Source organism: Sphingobacterium thalpophilum, from assembly GCF_901482695.1.
Classification (GTDB): Bacteria; Bacteroidota; Bacteroidia; order Sphingobacteriales; family Sphingobacteriaceae; genus Sphingobacterium; species Sphingobacterium thalpophilum.
Map to the genome: position 1 here is coordinate 4,785,592 of NZ_LR590484.1, position 15,938 is coordinate 4,801,529.

Annotated in this window: 15 protein-coding genes; 5 read left to right on the plus strand and 10 right to left on the minus strand. The window is 42.0% G+C overall.

The window, feature by feature from the left end; genetic code table 11:
- Positions 1-100: 100 nt before the first annotated feature.
- Positions 101-382 (minus strand): GNAT family N-acetyltransferase, encoded by a 282-nt coding sequence (locus FGL37_RS20030; protein ID WP_028069570.1) that lies wholly within the window; start codon positions 380-382, stop codon positions 101-103.
- Positions 383-609: 227 nt separating this feature from the next.
- Between FGL37_RS20030 and FGL37_RS20035 the strand changes: the two genes are divergently transcribed.
- Complete coding sequence (locus tag FGL37_RS20035; RefSeq protein ID WP_081817839.1) at positions 610-2,052, plus strand: exonuclease domain-containing protein; 1,443 nt, start codon at positions 610-612, stop codon at positions 2,050-2,052.
- 669 nt (positions 2,053-2,721) lie between these two features.
- Here FGL37_RS20035 and FGL37_RS20040 read toward each other — a convergent pair.
- Positions 2,722-3,426 (minus strand): LOG family protein, encoded by a 705-nt coding sequence (locus tag FGL37_RS20040; protein ID WP_028069571.1) that lies wholly within the window; start codon positions 3,424-3,426, stop codon positions 2,722-2,724.
- A 114-nt stretch (positions 3,427-3,540) separates the two neighbouring features.
- On the opposite strand from FGL37_RS20040, the gene recR reads away from it, so the two are divergent.
- Positions 3,541-4,155: a recombination mediator RecR gene (gene recR, locus FGL37_RS20045; protein ID WP_028069572.1), complete on the plus strand. Its 615-nt coding sequence runs from the start codon at positions 3,541-3,543 to the stop codon at positions 4,153-4,155.
- On the opposite strand, the gene FGL37_RS20050 is transcribed toward recR, so the two are convergent.
- From FGL37_RS20050 to FGL37_RS20060, 3 genes are read right to left on the minus strand one after another with little or no spacing between them, the layout of a single operon-like run.
- A complete protein-coding gene (locus FGL37_RS20050; RefSeq protein WP_037532988.1) occupies positions 4,143-5,330 on the minus strand; it encodes an oxygenase MpaB family protein in 1,188 nt (395 codons plus the stop codon). The two genes, recR and FGL37_RS20050, sit on opposite strands and share 13 nt — an antisense overlap.
- Before the next feature lie 16 nt (positions 5,331-5,346).
- Entirely contained in the window at positions 5,347-5,703 is a 357-nt protein-coding gene (locus FGL37_RS20055; RefSeq protein WP_138096978.1) for a hypothetical protein, read from the minus strand.
- An 8-nt stretch (positions 5,704-5,711) separates the two neighbouring features.
- Positions 5,712-6,332: a hypothetical protein gene (locus FGL37_RS20060; RefSeq protein ID WP_028069575.1), complete on the minus strand. Its 621-nt coding sequence runs from the start codon at positions 6,330-6,332 to the stop codon at positions 5,712-5,714.
- Positions 6,333-6,627: 295 nt separating this feature from the next.
- Between FGL37_RS20060 and FGL37_RS20065 the strand changes: the two genes are divergently transcribed.
- Entirely contained in the window at positions 6,628-7,884 is a 1,257-nt protein-coding gene (locus tag FGL37_RS20065; RefSeq protein WP_037533072.1) for an amidohydrolase, read from the plus strand.
- Between the two features lie 41 nt (positions 7,885-7,925).
- Here FGL37_RS20065 and FGL37_RS20070 read toward each other — a convergent pair whose 3' ends face one another.
- Positions 7,926-8,525 carry a hypothetical protein gene (locus FGL37_RS20070; protein WP_138096980.1) on the minus strand — a complete coding sequence of 200 codons (600 nt, stop codon included), beginning with the start codon at positions 8,523-8,525 and terminating at the stop codon, positions 7,926-7,928.
- Between the two features lie 475 nt (positions 8,526-9,000).
- On the opposite strand from FGL37_RS20070, the gene FGL37_RS20075 reads away from it, so the two are divergent.
- Entirely contained in the window at positions 9,001-10,422 is a 1,422-nt protein-coding gene (locus FGL37_RS20075; protein WP_037533001.1) for an RtcB family protein, read from the plus strand.
- Positions 10,423-10,502: 80 nt separating this feature from the next.
- Here FGL37_RS20075 and FGL37_RS20080 read toward each other — a convergent pair whose 3' ends face one another.
- The 3 genes from FGL37_RS20080 to FGL37_RS20090 form a co-directional block, all read right to left on the minus strand.
- A complete protein-coding gene (locus FGL37_RS20080; RefSeq protein ID WP_037533003.1) occupies positions 10,503-11,789 on the minus strand; it encodes a chloride channel protein in 1,287 nt (428 codons plus the stop codon).
- A gap of 158 nt (positions 11,790-11,947) precedes the next feature.
- A complete protein-coding gene (locus FGL37_RS20085; protein WP_028069581.1) occupies positions 11,948-12,409 on the minus strand; it encodes a GyrI-like domain-containing protein in 462 nt (153 codons plus the stop codon).
- Between the two features lie 287 nt (positions 12,410-12,696).
- Entirely contained in the window at positions 12,697-13,164 is a 468-nt protein-coding gene (locus tag FGL37_RS20090) for a DUF4256 domain-containing protein (protein ID WP_317132255.1), read from the minus strand.
- A 228-nt stretch (positions 13,165-13,392) separates the two neighbouring features.
- On the opposite strand from FGL37_RS20090, the gene FGL37_RS20095 reads away from it, so the two are divergent.
- Positions 13,393-14,277, plus strand: a complete 885-nt coding sequence (locus tag FGL37_RS20095) for a DUF808 domain-containing protein (RefSeq protein WP_028069582.1) — start codon at positions 13,393-13,395, stop codon at positions 14,275-14,277.
- Positions 14,278-14,330: 53 nt separating this feature from the next.
- On the opposite strand, the gene FGL37_RS20100 is transcribed toward FGL37_RS20095, so the two are convergent.
- Positions 14,331-15,701 (minus strand): WG repeat-containing protein, encoded by a 1,371-nt coding sequence (locus tag FGL37_RS20100; protein WP_028069583.1) that lies wholly within the window; start codon positions 15,699-15,701, stop codon positions 14,331-14,333.
- Positions 15,702-15,938: the final 237 nt, after the last annotated feature.

Here is a 15,938-nt window from a genome sequence, read left to right on the forward strand (position 1 = left end):
TGAAGTACCAGTAATCTAAAATCGACAAACGCCGGTAGGGACAGTATAGTGCTTTCACGGCGCTTGTCGGTTTGTTTAGCTGCCCAGTTAGCAGCTACTTTTAGAAAAGTACGTCTGCAAGGTCGGCCTCCTTATCAAAAACGGACTTTGCAAAAGGACAGAGTGGGAGTATTTTTAACCCTTTCTCTCGGGCGAAGTCAACTGCTGCAGAGAGCATTTGCCTACCTAGCCCTTTGCCGGTATAGTTCTCACTAACCTCGGTATGGTCAATAATAAATTTTGTGGGACCAGCCCAGGTATAGGTCATCTGGGCCACAGATCTCCCTTGGTCTGTTACTTCGAAACTCCCATGTCTCTCCCCATCTTTTTGTATGACTTCCATTGATTATAATTTTTTGGTGTATCTATAGTTGATACAAATTAAGTAAATTCTGCTTAACACTTTCCCATGGCGTCGGCATTTTAATGGATATTACGTAGAACTGACCGAATTGTAGCTTTCCCATACTCCCTTTTGGCATTATTTGGTGGTATATTGTGAGGTTCTGAAATTTTGTTGGCAAACCTTTGTTTCGCTAAGAAAATTAGTATATTTGTTCAAGAAGTACTATGAATGAAAGCAAAAGACAAGAATTTGCCATTGTAGATATAGAAACTACAGGGGGCAATGCAAAATCGAGCCGCATTACCGAAATCGCAATCGTGGTACACGACGGCAATCGTGTGCTGGAACGCTGGGAAACATTAATAAATCCAGGTAAGGAAATCCCGAATTCTATTTTTGCGCTGACCGGTATCAATAATGATATGGTGAGGGATGCGCCATTGTTTGAAGACGTGGCATTACAAGTCTACACACTGTTGAAAGATCGTATTTTCGTGGCACACAATGTGAACTTTGATTATTCTTTTGTCCGCTTTCAATTGCAGGAAGCAGGGATAGAATGGTCGGCTATTAAACTGTGTACGGTACGTTATGCCCGAAAAATTAAGCCTGGGCTTTTATCCTATAGTTTAGGCCGTTTGTGCGACTATCTGGATATACCAATCCAAAACCGGCACCGTGCAGGTGGCGATGCTGATGCTACCGCAATTCTTTTTGCCTTTCTTCGGGCATTGGACACCGAACAGGTGTTTCAGGAGATGATTAAACATAAAGCAATCGCGCAACGCTTTCCGCCACATCTGGATTTAAAGGAGTTCGAACAGTTGCCAGATTCGCCAGGGGTATATTATTTTCATAATAAAGAGGGCAAAGTAATTTACGTCGGAAAAGCAATCAATATAAAAAAACGAGTGCAATCGCACTTCGCTGGCAATAATATTCAGGCACAACGGCAAAATTTTCTGAAAGAGATTTACCACATCAGTTTTGAATGTTGCGGTACAGAACTGATGGCACTGTTGTTGGAGTGCGCAGAGATCAAACGGCTCTGGCCTAAATTTAATCGCGCCTTAAAGCGGTACGAACCTAAATTTGGACTATTTTGCTATGAGGATCAAAATGGTTATTTACATCTTGCTATAGGCAAAATAACTCGGCAACAAGATTGTATTCAGTTATTTCATCGGGAATACGATGCAATTCAATTACTGCAGTCATTTATACGAAAAGGCGCCATAAATCCCCGTTTTTGTCAATTTGGCAGTGCAGGTATGGCGGGTCGGATAGCGCCACTAGGAGATCTGCCAGACCGCGAACTACATAATATGCATGTAGAGTGCTGTGTGGCCGAATGGTTAAAGCTGCGGCCTTCCTACGTCTTGGTGGATAAAGGTAGGAATGCAGAAGAGAGAAGCTGTATCGTAGTCGAAAATGGACGGTTTTATGGCATGGGATACATTGATGAACATAGTCAATGTAATGACCTGGAAAGTGTCAGAACGCAGGTAAAAGTGTATCAGAGTAATTATTACATGATGGAATTAATTAGCCAGGCGGCAGAAAGGTATCCTAATAAAGTGTATCCGCTTACTATGTCGGCCCCATCGTCAGTGGCAGCGGAAGGTGACAGCGAATATGACAAACTGACTTCCATGCGTCTTTTTTGATTTCTAGTTGCGTTGAATTTGAAAAAATATCATCAAACAAGGAGTATTCGTCATAATAATCTCACTAATGTGTTAAATAAATGTGAAATGGATAGTTGTCATTTTTTTTGGTCCAAAAGTTGAAATATCCTGTATGTAGAATATTAGATAGACTTTTCATAATTTAGGTTAATAATTGGTTAGTTTAGACCTGGGGCTCCCAACCTCAGGTCTTTTTTTGAATGAAAAAGTCCTCCCACTACAATTCTCTACCAAAAATGCACAAACAAATTATACAGTTATTTTAAATATGTGAATTTTTCTCTGCTGCATTTTTTTTACATGTCAATTTGCTCGTTTTCAGGTGAGTATGATTTGTCCCCCTTTTGTCCCCCTTTTCGTTTTTTCTCTGTGGAGTTAATTTATGTATTTTAGTTGACACATACTGTAACAGCGGAATTAGCAAAACGAATATGGGGTGTTTTCTAAGAGTAGCTACGGTATATCTTATCCATATCTTTATATAAAAAGGGCTTAGGCCCTTTTTTTTGGATATATGCAGTCCAAACTACGCCGCTGATTGCAATCAGTAGTGGTATAGGACGATCAACAGACGGGATTGTATGTCCATAAAAAAGAGCGTACAGAGTTTTTCTGGACGCTCTTTGAGCATATCAGTTTTCAAGCTGATTAAAAATTTGGTTTCAGCAGATATTTGTCGTAAAAACGGAATATATGATCAGCAGCTTCTTGTGCAGTATCAACAATACGATATAGCTTTAGATCTTCTTCGCTGATATATTTGTTGGATAACATAGTGCTCTGTACCCAATCCATCAGCCCCTTCCAATATTCGGAACCGACCAACACGATTGGAAAGCGAGCGATTTTTCCTGTCTGGATCAAAGTGATCGCTTCAAAGAGTTCATCCATTGTACCAAATCCTCCCGGCATAACAATATATCCCTGAGAATACTTCATGAACATTACTTTTCGTACAAAGAAGTACTTAAATTCCAATAATTTGTCCCTGTCTATATATTTATTGTGAAATTGTTCAAAAGGTAATTCAATGTTGAGACCTACTGATTTTCCGCCGGATTCATAAGCCCCTTTGTTGGCTGCCTCCATAATGCCGGGGCCGCCACCAGATATTATACCATAACCACGCTCAGTTAACAAGGCCGCGATATCGGTGGCCATTTTATAATATTTATGTTCTCGGGGTGTTCTTGCGGATCCAAATATAGATACACAGGGACCGATTTTAGCGAGTTTTTCGAATCCATCTACAAATTCTGACATGACCTTAAAGATCTGCCAAGAATCTTTTACTTTGATTTCCTGCCACGTTTTGTTCTCAAAGGCACGGATGATTTTATCTTCTTTTGTAATGTCCATAAATTACTTTATACATTAGTTTCTAAACCCTATTTTTTTCAAAAGGAATACAAGATAGCTATTTTTTTAAAACTAGCTACTTTTTGCGATTATTCTTACATTTGCATTATGAATTTTTCTTCGAAACTTCTTGAAAACGCGGTCGCGGAATTTGGTAAACTTCCCGGTGTGGGACAGAAGACTGCTTTACGGCTGGTGCTCCATTTATTAAAGCAGCCGGATCCAGACGTAGCACGTTTTACAGCGTCCATAGACCGTCTAAAGGAAGATATTCAGTATTGTCAGGAATGTTTTAACATTTCGGACCAAGCGATTTGTGACGTTTGTACGTCCTTCAAACGCGATAAGAGTTTAATTTGTGTGGTGGAGGATACGCGTGACGTAATGGCTATAGAAAATACGAATTCTTATCAAGGTGTCTATCACGTCTTGGGCGGACTTATCTCGCCGATGGACGGGGTCGGCCCTGCCGACCTGAAAATAGAGGGATTGCTCAACCGTTTGCAGCGGGGCGGAGTGGAAGAGGTGATTTTAGCCTTGTCCGCTACTATGGAGGGAGATACAACCATATTCTATCTTTATCGTAAATTACGGGAATTTAATATCAAAATCACAACGATCGCACGCGGCATTGCTTTTGGTGGCGAATTGGAATATGTTGATGAATTGACTTTGGGAAGATCTATCGCCACGCGGGTGCCCTACGAGCGTCATGTAGGCTGATCATTGTAGTTCAGATAGATCTGTTTGATATCTTCGTGCACTTTTCTGCCTTTGTCAATTTGCAGGCGTCTATATGCTCTATCTAGTATATGACTATTGCTTCTTCTATTTTTTAGTAGTTTAAGATAAGCTATTCTCCCAATTAGTGTTTTTTTGAGCCCCAAAAGCTTGCAAGAATAGCTGCCCAGCAAGTAATTATTATAATATAAGTGTATTTCACGCATCAGTGCTCTCTTAAATTTGCTTCTTGGATAAGCGGCATCGACCGGTTCTTGCATCAGCGCTCCAGCTAACGCTATGCTATCTTGGTCACCTTCTTTTTGTGTCATCGTCCAATAGTAAAGTGATTGGATGGCTTCTTCTTCTGTATCAGGTAATAAGGCCGGCGGTATCCCTAGCAATGTTCCAATATATTTCCATAGATGAAATACACCTTCAATTTCCTTATTTAAAATATTGAATTTCATTATTTTCAATCCCGTTATATAAACTAATGAAAAACCTAAATTTGTTGCGAGCATATCCCAGGTGTTTAAAGGAATGCCCCATTTGTCTATCGACCAGTTTTTTTGCTTTAGAATGAGCAACCGCGAAAAAGAATGAATGCAGCGAGTCAATAGGATAGCTTCAATACCGATACCGCCCGGCTTTAAAGCATTGTCGCCGGTGATGTCAACCCAGAACCTCACTGTCTCCGTCAGCCGTTTTACAGCACCCTTTTTTAACGCGCCCGTAAAAATGAGCGGCTTATTGATCGCACTCGACTCATAACCACCCATTAAGCAGTAATCTCTTAATACGATAAGTCCTGAGAGTCCTGAGCGGTGACATAGTTCGATGCCGTGTTGGATTTTTTTCCAGTCTAGCCATTTAGGTTCAAAAACCACGGTATCTAAAAATTCTGAGATCAACGTCCGATAAAAACTATCGACAGGTTTACCACGAAGATAATCACGGACAAGCTGCTGTCCTTTCGCAAAACCTATCTGCAAATGCAAGCGTTCGACAAGCTGGTCACAGACTTGGTCTCTTTCGTACAGGAGCGGTACAAGTTGATTTGCGTCGGAAAGAAGAGGTTTCACTTTCAACTTGCTTAGCAATTCTCTCCCTGTACCTTTGGACCAGTAGAATGCAAAAGATGTAGTATTGATTTGATAACGTTCGGGATTTTTCATCCAAAGAATTGTTGTTCTATTGAGTGTTCCAATAGGTATAATTTCCTATTAAATAGATTGTTTTGCTTGACTTTGTAAATTTAAAATCGATATAATCAGTTTGACAGGAAACACTATCGCTGCAACAGAACTGCCGAGCAACCAGAAAATGTAAACGGAAGGAACCTGTGTCAGACGCTTCGTCATATTGCATATTATTTATATGGTAATCGGTCAGCATCGGAGCTCCATCTTTGTCCATGTGCGCGATGACATGGTCGGCAATCTTGTCCGATTGTGTGGTTGTCAATAACTGCAGAAAATACGAATGATCCGATAGGTTCCTAACCTCTTGGTCAATTTGAAGTCTGAGTTGTAGAGCTGTAGTAGTCATTAGTATATTTAGCAGAGGATAAGCGTTTTCCAGTTTGGAATATATAGATTCAAAATGGCTTCTGTTTCTCCCTTCGTTTTTTTTGAGAATTTACAAAAAGCTTTTAAAATAATCAAATTCAACAGTCCGCTATCCGCATCCATGAGGCAATTTGAAAAATAAAGTTCGGTACCCACAATTTTATAATGACGTTTGCTCATCCTACTGATATGTATAGCAGTAATTGCATAGCAGTCTAGCTGTTCTTCCCAAAAAGCGACACGTTTGCTGATTTCCTGATATAGTTGTTCTTCGCTCCACTTTCTGAGGAGTTTATAAGTGTCAGCATTTTTACGCTGATAGATGCAGATACTGCTTGATTTGAGTTGCACATGTGTGTTACTTTGTCCGTGATATACTTTCACGAAGTACGACTTTCGGAATAATTGGTATGGAGCGTCGAGATAGAAATAAGGAATATCTTCGTCTTTATGTTTTGGCGGATGCAACCTGATATATTGTCTTAACGAATCGATATCCTGATAAGGCGGTGCAAATACCTGGTATGGGGCGCCACTGCCGGTAATCTGAATGTAATCCCTGTCCCAGCTAACAATTTCATAATAACGATGATCAATTTCGATCTGCATGGCGATGTAAAGCTATTGTCAAGTTTGATGTTGTTTTTTTTATCACAATATTTCGGACCTGCTTCTGACAACCGGAAACAAGTCTCGATCTTTTGCACGAAGTCAAAATAGCTATATTTTTGCTAAATACCTCGATAAGTTTACAATTAATAAAAACTTTAGTGTCGGTAGTTGAGCCGATTTCGGCAATCAAGACTTTATCATTTATCTTCGCCACCATATTTACAAATGTTGTGATAATATTTACAAGCTTAGCAACTTCGAAACGACTAGTTTTGAAAAAATGAATGTCAATATGAAAGAATTGAATGATAAGACTAGCTATACGCTTCAAAATGTCCGGCTTGAGACAGGGTTCCAGTACGATGAGGGAGAAGTAACGGGGACGCATACCGAATTATTTGACTTATCGATAGAAGCTGGAATAATAAACGCGATTCAGCCAGCTCATAGTACAGGAACTGGGACAGCTTCGGAGTTCGACGTAGGTGGTAGATTGGCTCTGCCATCATTTAGGGATATGCACATTCACCTCGATAAAACCTTATATGGTCTGCCCTGGAAAGCGGTTTACCCCAAAAACAGGACTGTAAAAGATATGATTGCCCGTGAACAGGAAATTATTCCCGAATTACTGAAGACTTCGGTTGCACGGGCAGAACAATTGATTATGCTTTTACAGGGCTACGGCACAAATTTCGCGCGTACGCATTTCAATGTGGATCCGACATCTGGCATACGATCATTGGAACATTTATTGCAAGCAATGCAACATGTCAAGGACACATTTGCCGCTGAGCTGGTGGCGTTTCCGCAGCATGGTTTATATTATACGGATTCGTCTATGCTGATGCGCGAAGTCGCCGCTTGGGATCAAGTGGATTATATTGGCGGTTTAGACCCTTATACGATCGACGGAAGTATCGAAAAACCAATCGATTTTACTGTACAGCTCGCATTGGAACATAAAAAAGGAATCGATATTCACTTGCATGAGAGTGGGCAGTCTGGATACAAAACGATCCACTATCTGGTCGACAAGATCCTTGAGAATCCACAGCTGCAAGCACGTACATTTATCAGTCACGCTTTTGCGCTGGCGCATATGTCAAAAAAAGAAATGCAGCATACTGCTGAACAGTTGGCGGCTGCTAAGGTTGGAATAGTGAGTTCTGTTCCTTTTAGGAATATACTGATGCCATTTCCGGAGCTGATGCGAGCCGGCGTAAAAGTACTGACTGGGAATGACAACGTACAGGACCATTGGGGAACTTTTGGTAGCGGCAATATGTTGCAAAAGGCTAATCTTGCGGCGCAGCTTTATGGCTATGAAACAGAATTTGAGTTGTCTCGTTGTCTGCATTATGCCACGAATGGCCATATGCCACTGGACGATAACGGCAGCAGGACATGGCCAAAAGTAGGCGATGAGGCCAGTTTGATTTTGACTGATGCCATCTGCTCTGCTGAAGCTGTATCGCGCATCTCTAATATCGAAGCTTTATTGCATCGGGGAAATATCGTTACATGGCGCAATACTGCTAAACTATGAATGAAGGGCCTGTTTTTCTAAGCAAAAAAAAGGCCCTTCATTCAGCTTTCTGTAAATGTGGTTCGGCAATAATCGATTTTAAACCGGCCGTTCACAAAAACTAACCGTACCTCGTTTCGTGTTTTTATGCCCTCGCCATAGTCAATATTAACCATATACCTATCAGACGATATCTTTGAAATGATCACGTCTTTGATACTGATAGCATCATCATTTCCGCGGCCAAATAGCCATACTTCCTGCGTAAGGAGCGGATAAATGCTTTTCCATTTTGCTTTATACGCCGATTCCGCTACTGCCAATTCAGCTTCGCTTAGATTTGATGGTCCATAAATAGCGTTTGCGTCTTCCAGAAATGCTTTGAACCTTGCTGTACATATACTGTCCTCTTGGTCTAGGTAATAGCAATAAGGGCCGGTCTCACTTCCATGACACTGGAACAGGCTTTCCAGCCAATCTTTACCGGGGTCACTTCTTTTGGATAACAACAGCTCGGTGTCTTTCGCGAGCCCAATGGATTCACTATGTACAGGATTGCGGTGGGCAGTTGTTTCCTGAATATGGCCGTGCCGATTGTTTGTACAGGCTGCAGCAGTTAAGGCGACGATACATAAAGAATAAAGCGGGGTGGTATTCATCATGTTATGTAATATAATATTTAAAGCGTTAAATTAGCTCTTTTTGTTTTCGGTCCATATAGCGGAATATAGTGATATTTTCTGATGTTAGCTAAAGAGAAGTGAAGATGTTCTCTTTTCGAAACTTGGAAAATGATATCAAAAAAAATCGTATAACGTAACGTATACGCAATCTAATTGCGTACATGGCTTGTTTACGATATGAGCTGATCGTGAATTGTAAATTTTAGTACTTATAATCAGATTATTATAGCTTACTTAAGAACTTTTTCTTCTGCTTAATGTATTACGCAGATTACTTGCGTTATGAGGTCACGATCTTTGTCATGTCAATGATAACAATTCTTTGATGGCACATATGAATATCTGGCCATCATGAGATGTTGGCTAAAAAGAGGCGCAGGCGGTAATGGTAAAGAGGTATTGCCGCCTGCTTTGGGAACTTAGGTTTTCCCCTTAATTTTAAACGTTGAGAAATATGGAAAATAAACGAATTAATGGTAATGATATTGTTGCTTTGGGCTACAAAGAAAATCATACAGTAGGTATTGCGTTAAAAATCAACAGTAAACGTCATGGTTTCACCCGTACAGAAATGCTCGCGAAGTTTAAGGCCGTACTTGACAACCCTTCGGAATATCTTGAGGATGCTATCTTTCAGGTACTTGCTGCAGCCATTTTGGATGAAGAGGCTATTGATGCTTCGTTGATACCGCTCAATGAACGCCCGCTGGCCTTCACAATATATGGCGAATCAGCGATAGAAACGGGTGCCAAAGATCAGATGCATATCGCCATGAAGCTACCTGTCACAGTGGCTGGCGCATTGATGCCCGACGCCCACCAAGGATACGGGCTTCCGATAGGAGGTGTGTTGGCCACAAACAATGCCGTCATCCCTTACGGAGTTGGCGTGGATATCGGCTGCCGTATGGCACTTTCGATCTTTGATCTCCCAATAGGGTTGTTAGAGACGCATCAGGCTTTTTTAAAGGACGTCATTATGAAGCATACACGGTTTGGAGCGGGCAATGGCTATCTGAAACACGAGCGCGTGGACCATGTCGTTTTGGAGGACCCCTTATTTAAGGAGAATTCTTTGCTGGCGTCCCTGAAAGATAAGGCGTGGACACAATTGGGATCTTCGGGTGGAGGCAATCACTTTGTCGAGTTCGGTATCGTCGAGTTTACTGAGCGAGATGAAAGGCTCGATATTGAAAAGGGGCAATATTTGGGTTTGCTTACCCATTCGGGATCGCGTGGATTGGGTGCGACAGTTGCTGCACATTATACTAAATTAGCAAAAAGCTTGTGTAAACTACCCTATAAGGCGGAAAACCTAGCTTATTTGGACTTAAACAGCGCGGAGGGGCAGGAATATTGGTTGGCCATGAACCTTGCAGGTGATTATGCGTCAGCTTGTCATGAGGTCATCCACGAAAAGATCAGGCTGGCGTTAGGGGCGGGGTTACTTGCCAAAGTAGAGAATCATCATAATTTTGCTTGGAAAGAAAAATGGAACGGACAGGAGGTTATCGTTCATCGTAAAGGAGCTACCCCGGCCGCCAAAGGTGTCCTGGGCATTATTCCCGGTTCCATGGCTTCGCCTGGTTTTTTGGTCCGTGGAAAAGGCGCGACCGCGTCGATTGCATCTGCATCCCATGGCGCGGGCCGTTTGATGAGCCGTACACAGGCGGTTAAAACTCTTTCTACAGATGACCTTAATAGATTGCTTGCTGATGAAGGAGTTACACTACTTGGAGCTGGGATGGATGAGGCGCCAATGGCATACAAAAATATCCATGAGGTGATGGCTGCTCAGAAAGACTTGGTGGATGTAGTCGCACAGTTTGCTCCCAAAATGGTACGAATGGCTGACGACGGTCGCCGGGAAGATTGACGACGATGTCATGCAGCGCTGCGCTTCCAACTTCGTCCCTCAGTAAGCTGGGGCGGAGCGCTGCATTCAGATTCGGATGTTTAGCTGTGAGCAACTTCTTTATAGGTATATACGTTGTACGGGTAGATCCTTTTGGCGAGTACTTTCGCAATAAGGCTTGAGACCAAGAGCGGAATAAGTAGTAAATGCCCTGAAGGAACAATACTTGCTATAATAAATATGGCTGTAAAAGGAGCGTGGATAGCAGCTGAAAGCATGGCAGCGGCACCAAATAACGCAAAATTGATCACAATCAGATGGCTTCCTAAGTAATGGTTGCACAGCTGTGCGAAGCAAATACCTAAAAAAGCTCCGGTCACAATGCTCGGAGCGAAAACACCTCCATCACCACCTGCACCTAAAGTCAATGAAGCAGCGAGCGGCTTTAAGAAGATCAATAGAATTACAGGGACAAAATAGACGAGCTTGTCCGGCGAATGCATTCCCTCTTCTAGTATCTTGCCGAGACCATGGTAGCTATCTCCATATAACGCGGGCAAGAAAAAAATAAACAAACCTACAGTAACCGCACCCAAATTGACCCGTATAAAATTGTTTTTTATACCACCGAAAAACGTTTTGGCGTAAATAACGATTTTAGTGAAATAAAGCGCAAATACACCACCAATTAGACCTAAGATGATAACATAAGGCGTAGTCTCCCACTGCCATTGCTTCACCTCAAACCCGAATAGCGGGCTGGAATCTACGTAGTGCACAAATACAGATGCAACAAGCATGGAACTTATTCCGCTGATTAATAAGGTTCTATTAAGCTTTCTGGCGATCACTTCGAAGGCAAACAGTAGGCCGCCTAGCGCACTTCCAAACAGCAATGTCACTCCAGCGATCACTCCTGCACAGATTAACTCGGTCTTATAAGCCCAGGAGGTATGCAAACGTTTGTAAGCCTGGTTGCCCACAGTAGCGGTGGCAACAACAGTAGAAACTTCGACGCCAGTGGAGCCTCCAAAAATCACGGTCAGGAAACCGTTGATGTAATGTGAGGGAATTTTGAAGAAGGGCAGATGGTCCTTGCGCGTTTCCAGTGTCGTGTAGATCTCTTTGATCCCTTTATTTTTTCTATTCTGGAAGACGTATTTACGTAAGAAATAAATTGCTGTGACGCCTATACTCGGAAAGATAATCAGAAGATAGCGGTCCCATGAGTTTACCCATTCGAATAGCTGATCCTGTACATGCCCTGTGAAATGTTTTAAAGAATAAGCAAGTACACAGCAAATTATACTTACAAAAATTGAACTTCCGATAAGTTTTAAATAGCTATATTGAATAATTTTTTTCCGATGTGCGGTATTGCCCTGCATAGTATATTCGTTTTAGACCGCCACAAAGGTAAGTGTTATTTTATTTAAAATAAATGCTCCATCGCTATGACTTAAGATTTGTTGCTCAATCGCCCATAGTACGCAACATAACGCCAAGACGACGCGTCACGTCACCTTGGCGGAGAAGAAAGGGTATATTATTCCTTAATAGCGATGAAAATATCAACTTTCGCATCCTTTGGATCTTTTGAGTCTGATCCGTAAACTTCGAAATCTGCGGTATAAGCACGAGGCAAATCTGCCGTCCATATTTGTTGCCATGTTTGGTACACCGCACCCTGTTGTAGATTTCCTATTGCCTCGAACCGCTTGTAATGGCTTTCTAAAATGCGGATTCCATCCATATCTTCTGGTACGTCGTCCAATGAGGCTACTTTACAGCCAAGTATTGTCGTATACGGCGCCGTGTGGTCTTTTTCATATTCAGTGTATACACAATACACATCATCGCCGATCCTATTGGGAATCCTGTGTATCAAATTGTTTTGGAAGAACTCGTTCCAAAGCGCAGCGATATCGCTGGCTGCTTGTTCGCCCTGATTCCAGGTGCGAACCGAAATACCGATGATGTTAAAAGAAGGGATAAGCGTATTTTCCATATATATTAAATGATTGTTGTCATGACGGGTACTGACATCCTTGTCGGTATTTGCCGTCTGTCTAATTGCATCAAAAATAAACCCTATCAATGACAAACCTATGTCATCAGTGGGAGGCAATCAATTAATTTAATACATGAGACTATCTTTTCCTCAAACCGGTCCTCCCGGCTTGATAAATAGAGAGCGGTGAAGACCGTTGTGTCGACAGAACAGGCCTACAGAAACTTAAAAGCTGGCTAAGCTCATTTGCCATACTCAATTTCCTGAAATGAGGTGTATATGGGCTACACAAATAGTATAGCCCTAAAACCCCTAGCCGCATAGTAAGAAGTGGCACCGTTATGATAGGTGAAGACATGATCATAGCGTCGATCACAGAAGAGAGCGCCGCCCAGCTTACGAATGTCCGGTGGAGTCAAAATCCAGCTTGACGTTTTAAGATCGAAATTTCCTAATTTCTGCAGCTGACGGTATTGTTGTTCTGTAAGCAATTGTACGCCCATTTTTTCCGCGATTCCCAAAGCACTATCGTCGGGCCGATTTTCCTTTCTTTCTTCCCAGGCCCGCTGGTCATAACATAGGCTACGGCGCCCTTTGGGACTTTCCGGAGCACAGTCCACAAAAAGGTATTGACCGGTATCATTATCTATACCGATGACATCTGGTTGTCCGTCAGTATCTTCCATTTGTTGCAAGCTCCACAGTTTGGGTGGGGCCGCCTCCAGCCGTTGCTGAATGCTATCCCATTTCAGTCCGACATGTCTGGAAAGGTTCGCTTCGAATCTTGATCTTAGCGTTAGGAGTAAGGCTAATTGTTCTTCGGTCTTCGGTGGAAAGGTTTTTTTTCATACGCGGTCTATTTTATCTCTAAAATACGCAATTATAGCCAATCTATTCGAAGCTAATTTTTAAAGTTTAATTAAATCGTGAGTTCGAAATTGGATTTAATTTATATTTTTACGTTCAGAATTTTAACATATATGGCTTCAGGAATATTTGCAATTTTAGATGATATTGCCGCACTCATGGATGATGTTGCTGTGGCGAGCAAGATCGCAACCAAGAAAACCGCTGGAATACTGGGGGATGATCTCGCTGTAAATGCGGAGAAAGCGACCGGTTTTTTGGCATCACGCGAGCTACCGGTCCTGTGGGCCATTACCAAAGGCTCGCTTGTCAACAAACTGATCATTGTGCCGATTGCCTTATTATTGAATGTCTTTTTCCCCATAGCCATCAAGTACATTTTGATTTTGGGAGGATTTTACCTGGCATTTGAAGGTGTAGAAAAGATCATAGAATATCTATTTCACCGCAAGCACCATGAGGGCGAGACCAATGTAGAGGAAGTAATCGAGGAGAATACGGCGGAGGCGGAGAAAGCAAAAGTTAAATCAGCCATTACCACCGATTTTATACTATCCGTGGAAATCGTCATTATTGCTCTTGGCACCGTGCTGGATAAGAGTCTCACTTTACAGATTATTACCGTCTGTGTAGTGGCTCTTTTAGCAACAGTGGGGGTATATGGTATTGTAGCGTTGATTGTCCGAATGGATGATGCCGGATATAAATTGATTAAGACCGCGAATGAGAAAGGGCCAGTAGCCAGTTTGGGAAGGTTGCTGGTTCGTGCTTTGCCATTAATTATAAAGCTGCTCGCTGTCGTAGGGACGATTGCACTGATCTTGGTTTCTGGTGGTATTTTCTCCCACTATATTGATTTTCTTCACCATGTGCTGCCCAGTTTTCCAGGAATAGTCAAGGAATTATTATTTGGTCTTGCCGGTGGTATTATTGCCGTCGCATTATTCACAATCGGTAAAAAAATAGTCGGTAAAAAGAATGTGGTGAGCCCGCATTGATCGTGCCGCGCATTCTTGGGATATGGGCGGGCATATCGTCTGCCCGCCTACCATTAATCAACTTCTTCCTCGGCAGAAGCATCTATTTCCACTTGCTCGCCTTTGATATTAATCAGGATCACATCATCGGAGCCTTCGACGGTAACAGAGGCCAATCCGTCATAAAATGCAGTGGCACCTTCGTAAATAAAGGGAATAGCAACTTGTCCCTGTCCATCTAGATAACCATACTTACCATCTTTGCTGGCTAGAAAACGTGTCGGTTCGTCAGTGATGGAAATAAAATCGTAGGTAGAGGAAACGACTTTATTGGATTTCAGTTCGACCAGGCTGTATAGATCGTTGTCAATGCTGATAAAATGAGTACCATTGTTTTCAGAGATATAACTATAGTTGGCCGGAACAATAATTTTACCAGATTGGTTTATTATCCCATATTTTTCCTGTTGCTGGAATACTGCATATCCGTCTTTGATAAAAGAAATCATATCATATTTTGCTGGAATAATGGTTTTGCTGTCGTTGCCAAGTATGCCGTATTTTTCATTTATCCCAAAAATATATTGTCCTGTATTGTCATCATAAGCTAAATAATCATATTCAAAGGGGACGGTTACTTTACCAGCAACATCGATAGCACCATATTTGTTATCTTCAGATTGAGCAATGCCGGTCGCTCCGACAAATGGAGCAATATAACGGTATATAGCTGGCACAATGATATCCTGCTTACCATTTTTTAGGCCGACGCGACCTGACTCGTCTTCATATAAAAATCGATCTTCTGCGACCTGATTATCTGTCAGATCGCTCTGCGCATCCTGAGAAGTGGATTCAACCTGAACGTAATCCTCTGGTATAATAAAGTCCTTATCGTCTAGCTGGCTACTCTCAACACTTTGCGCGACGAGATCCGTGCCAAAGGGCGTAGTGACCTGCAATACGGCACCAGGAATTTTTTTGAAAATATCGGCTCCTTCCCAATAGGTGACAGGAAGTTTATCACTATACCAGACCGAAAGGATCGTATTTTCTTCAGCATCGTTAATATTTGTTAGCTCAAGCTGTGCCAGCTTGCAGGGATACTCTGCGATAGTTTTCGTTTCGCCATCAATTAGTTTCAGTTTATATGACACGGCCTGCTCTGCATTCACGATATACTTTGACAATGCAGGGTAGACAACGATAGATTTGTCTTCTTTCTTTTTCGCGAGAAAAATTGATTCTTGTGCAAGAGAGATGACTTTGATCTTTTCAGTGTTTACATATGCTTCAAATAGGGTAACGGGCGCCTCCTCACCACGTTCTTGACTACCGTCAGTCAAGACAAACGCATAATTGATTTTAAATGCTTTTTGGATTTGAGCAAATGATAAATTATTTGCTGCCAATAGAACCGATAGGGACAGAAGTGTTTTTTTCATCAGAAAAAGTTTTGTGAGCAATCAATTTTGAGTGGCAAAGATGCACATTCATAGTAGCCTCTTTTATCCCTGAAATCCGTTATTTAATAAGGCTAGCTGGCTGACAAAGATCGGATGGGCAGCATGTCCGAAATGAAATTGTTCAATGGCTATGGGGCTACCGTTGGCAAAGGGAGTACCTTATACCCCTTTTACTTGGCTTCAAAGAGCGATCTTTAAAAAATGGCGGTTTTCAGG

Coding starts and splice junctions, on each gene's coding strand:
- FGL37_RS20055 (WP_138096978.1), bottom strand. CDS start 5,703: ATGACTACTACAGCTCTACAACTCAGACTTCAAATTGACCAAGAGGTT.
- FGL37_RS20050 (WP_037532988.1), bottom strand. CDS start 5,330: ATGAAAAATCCCGAACGTTATCAAATCAATACTACATCTTTTGCATTC.
- FGL37_RS20065 (WP_037533072.1), top strand. CDS start 6,628: ATGAAAGAATTGAATGATAAGACTAGCTATACGCTTCAAAATGTCCGG.
- FGL37_RS20070 (WP_138096980.1), bottom strand. CDS start 8,525: ATGATGAATACCACCCCGCTTTATTCTTTATGTATCGTCGCCTTAACT.
- FGL37_RS20060 (WP_028069575.1), bottom strand. CDS start 6,332: ATGCAGATCGAAATTGATCATCGTTATTATGAAATTGTTAGCTGGGAC.
- FGL37_RS20100 (WP_028069583.1), bottom strand. CDS start 15,701: ATGAAAAAAACACTTCTGTCCCTATCGGTTCTATTGGCAGCAAATAAT.
- FGL37_RS20035 (WP_081817839.1), top strand. CDS start 610: ATGAATGAAAGCAAAAGACAAGAATTTGCCATTGTAGATATAGAAACT.
- FGL37_RS20095 (WP_028069582.1), top strand. CDS start 13,393: ATGGCTTCAGGAATATTTGCAATTTTAGATGATATTGCCGCACTCATG.
- FGL37_RS20030 (WP_028069570.1), bottom strand. CDS start 382: ATGGAAGTCATACAAAAAGATGGGGAGAGACATGGGAGTTTCGAAGTA.
- FGL37_RS20075 (WP_037533001.1), top strand. CDS start 9,001: ATGGAAAATAAACGAATTAATGGTAATGATATTGTTGCTTTGGGCTAC.
- recR (WP_028069572.1), top strand. CDS start 3,541: ATGAATTTTTCTTCGAAACTTCTTGAAAACGCGGTCGCGGAATTTGGT.
- FGL37_RS20080 (WP_037533003.1), bottom strand. CDS start 11,789: ATGCAGGGCAATACCGCACATCGGAAAAAAATTATTCAATATAGCTAT.
- FGL37_RS20085 (WP_028069581.1), bottom strand. CDS start 12,409: ATGGAAAATACGCTTATCCCTTCTTTTAACATCATCGGTATTTCGGTT.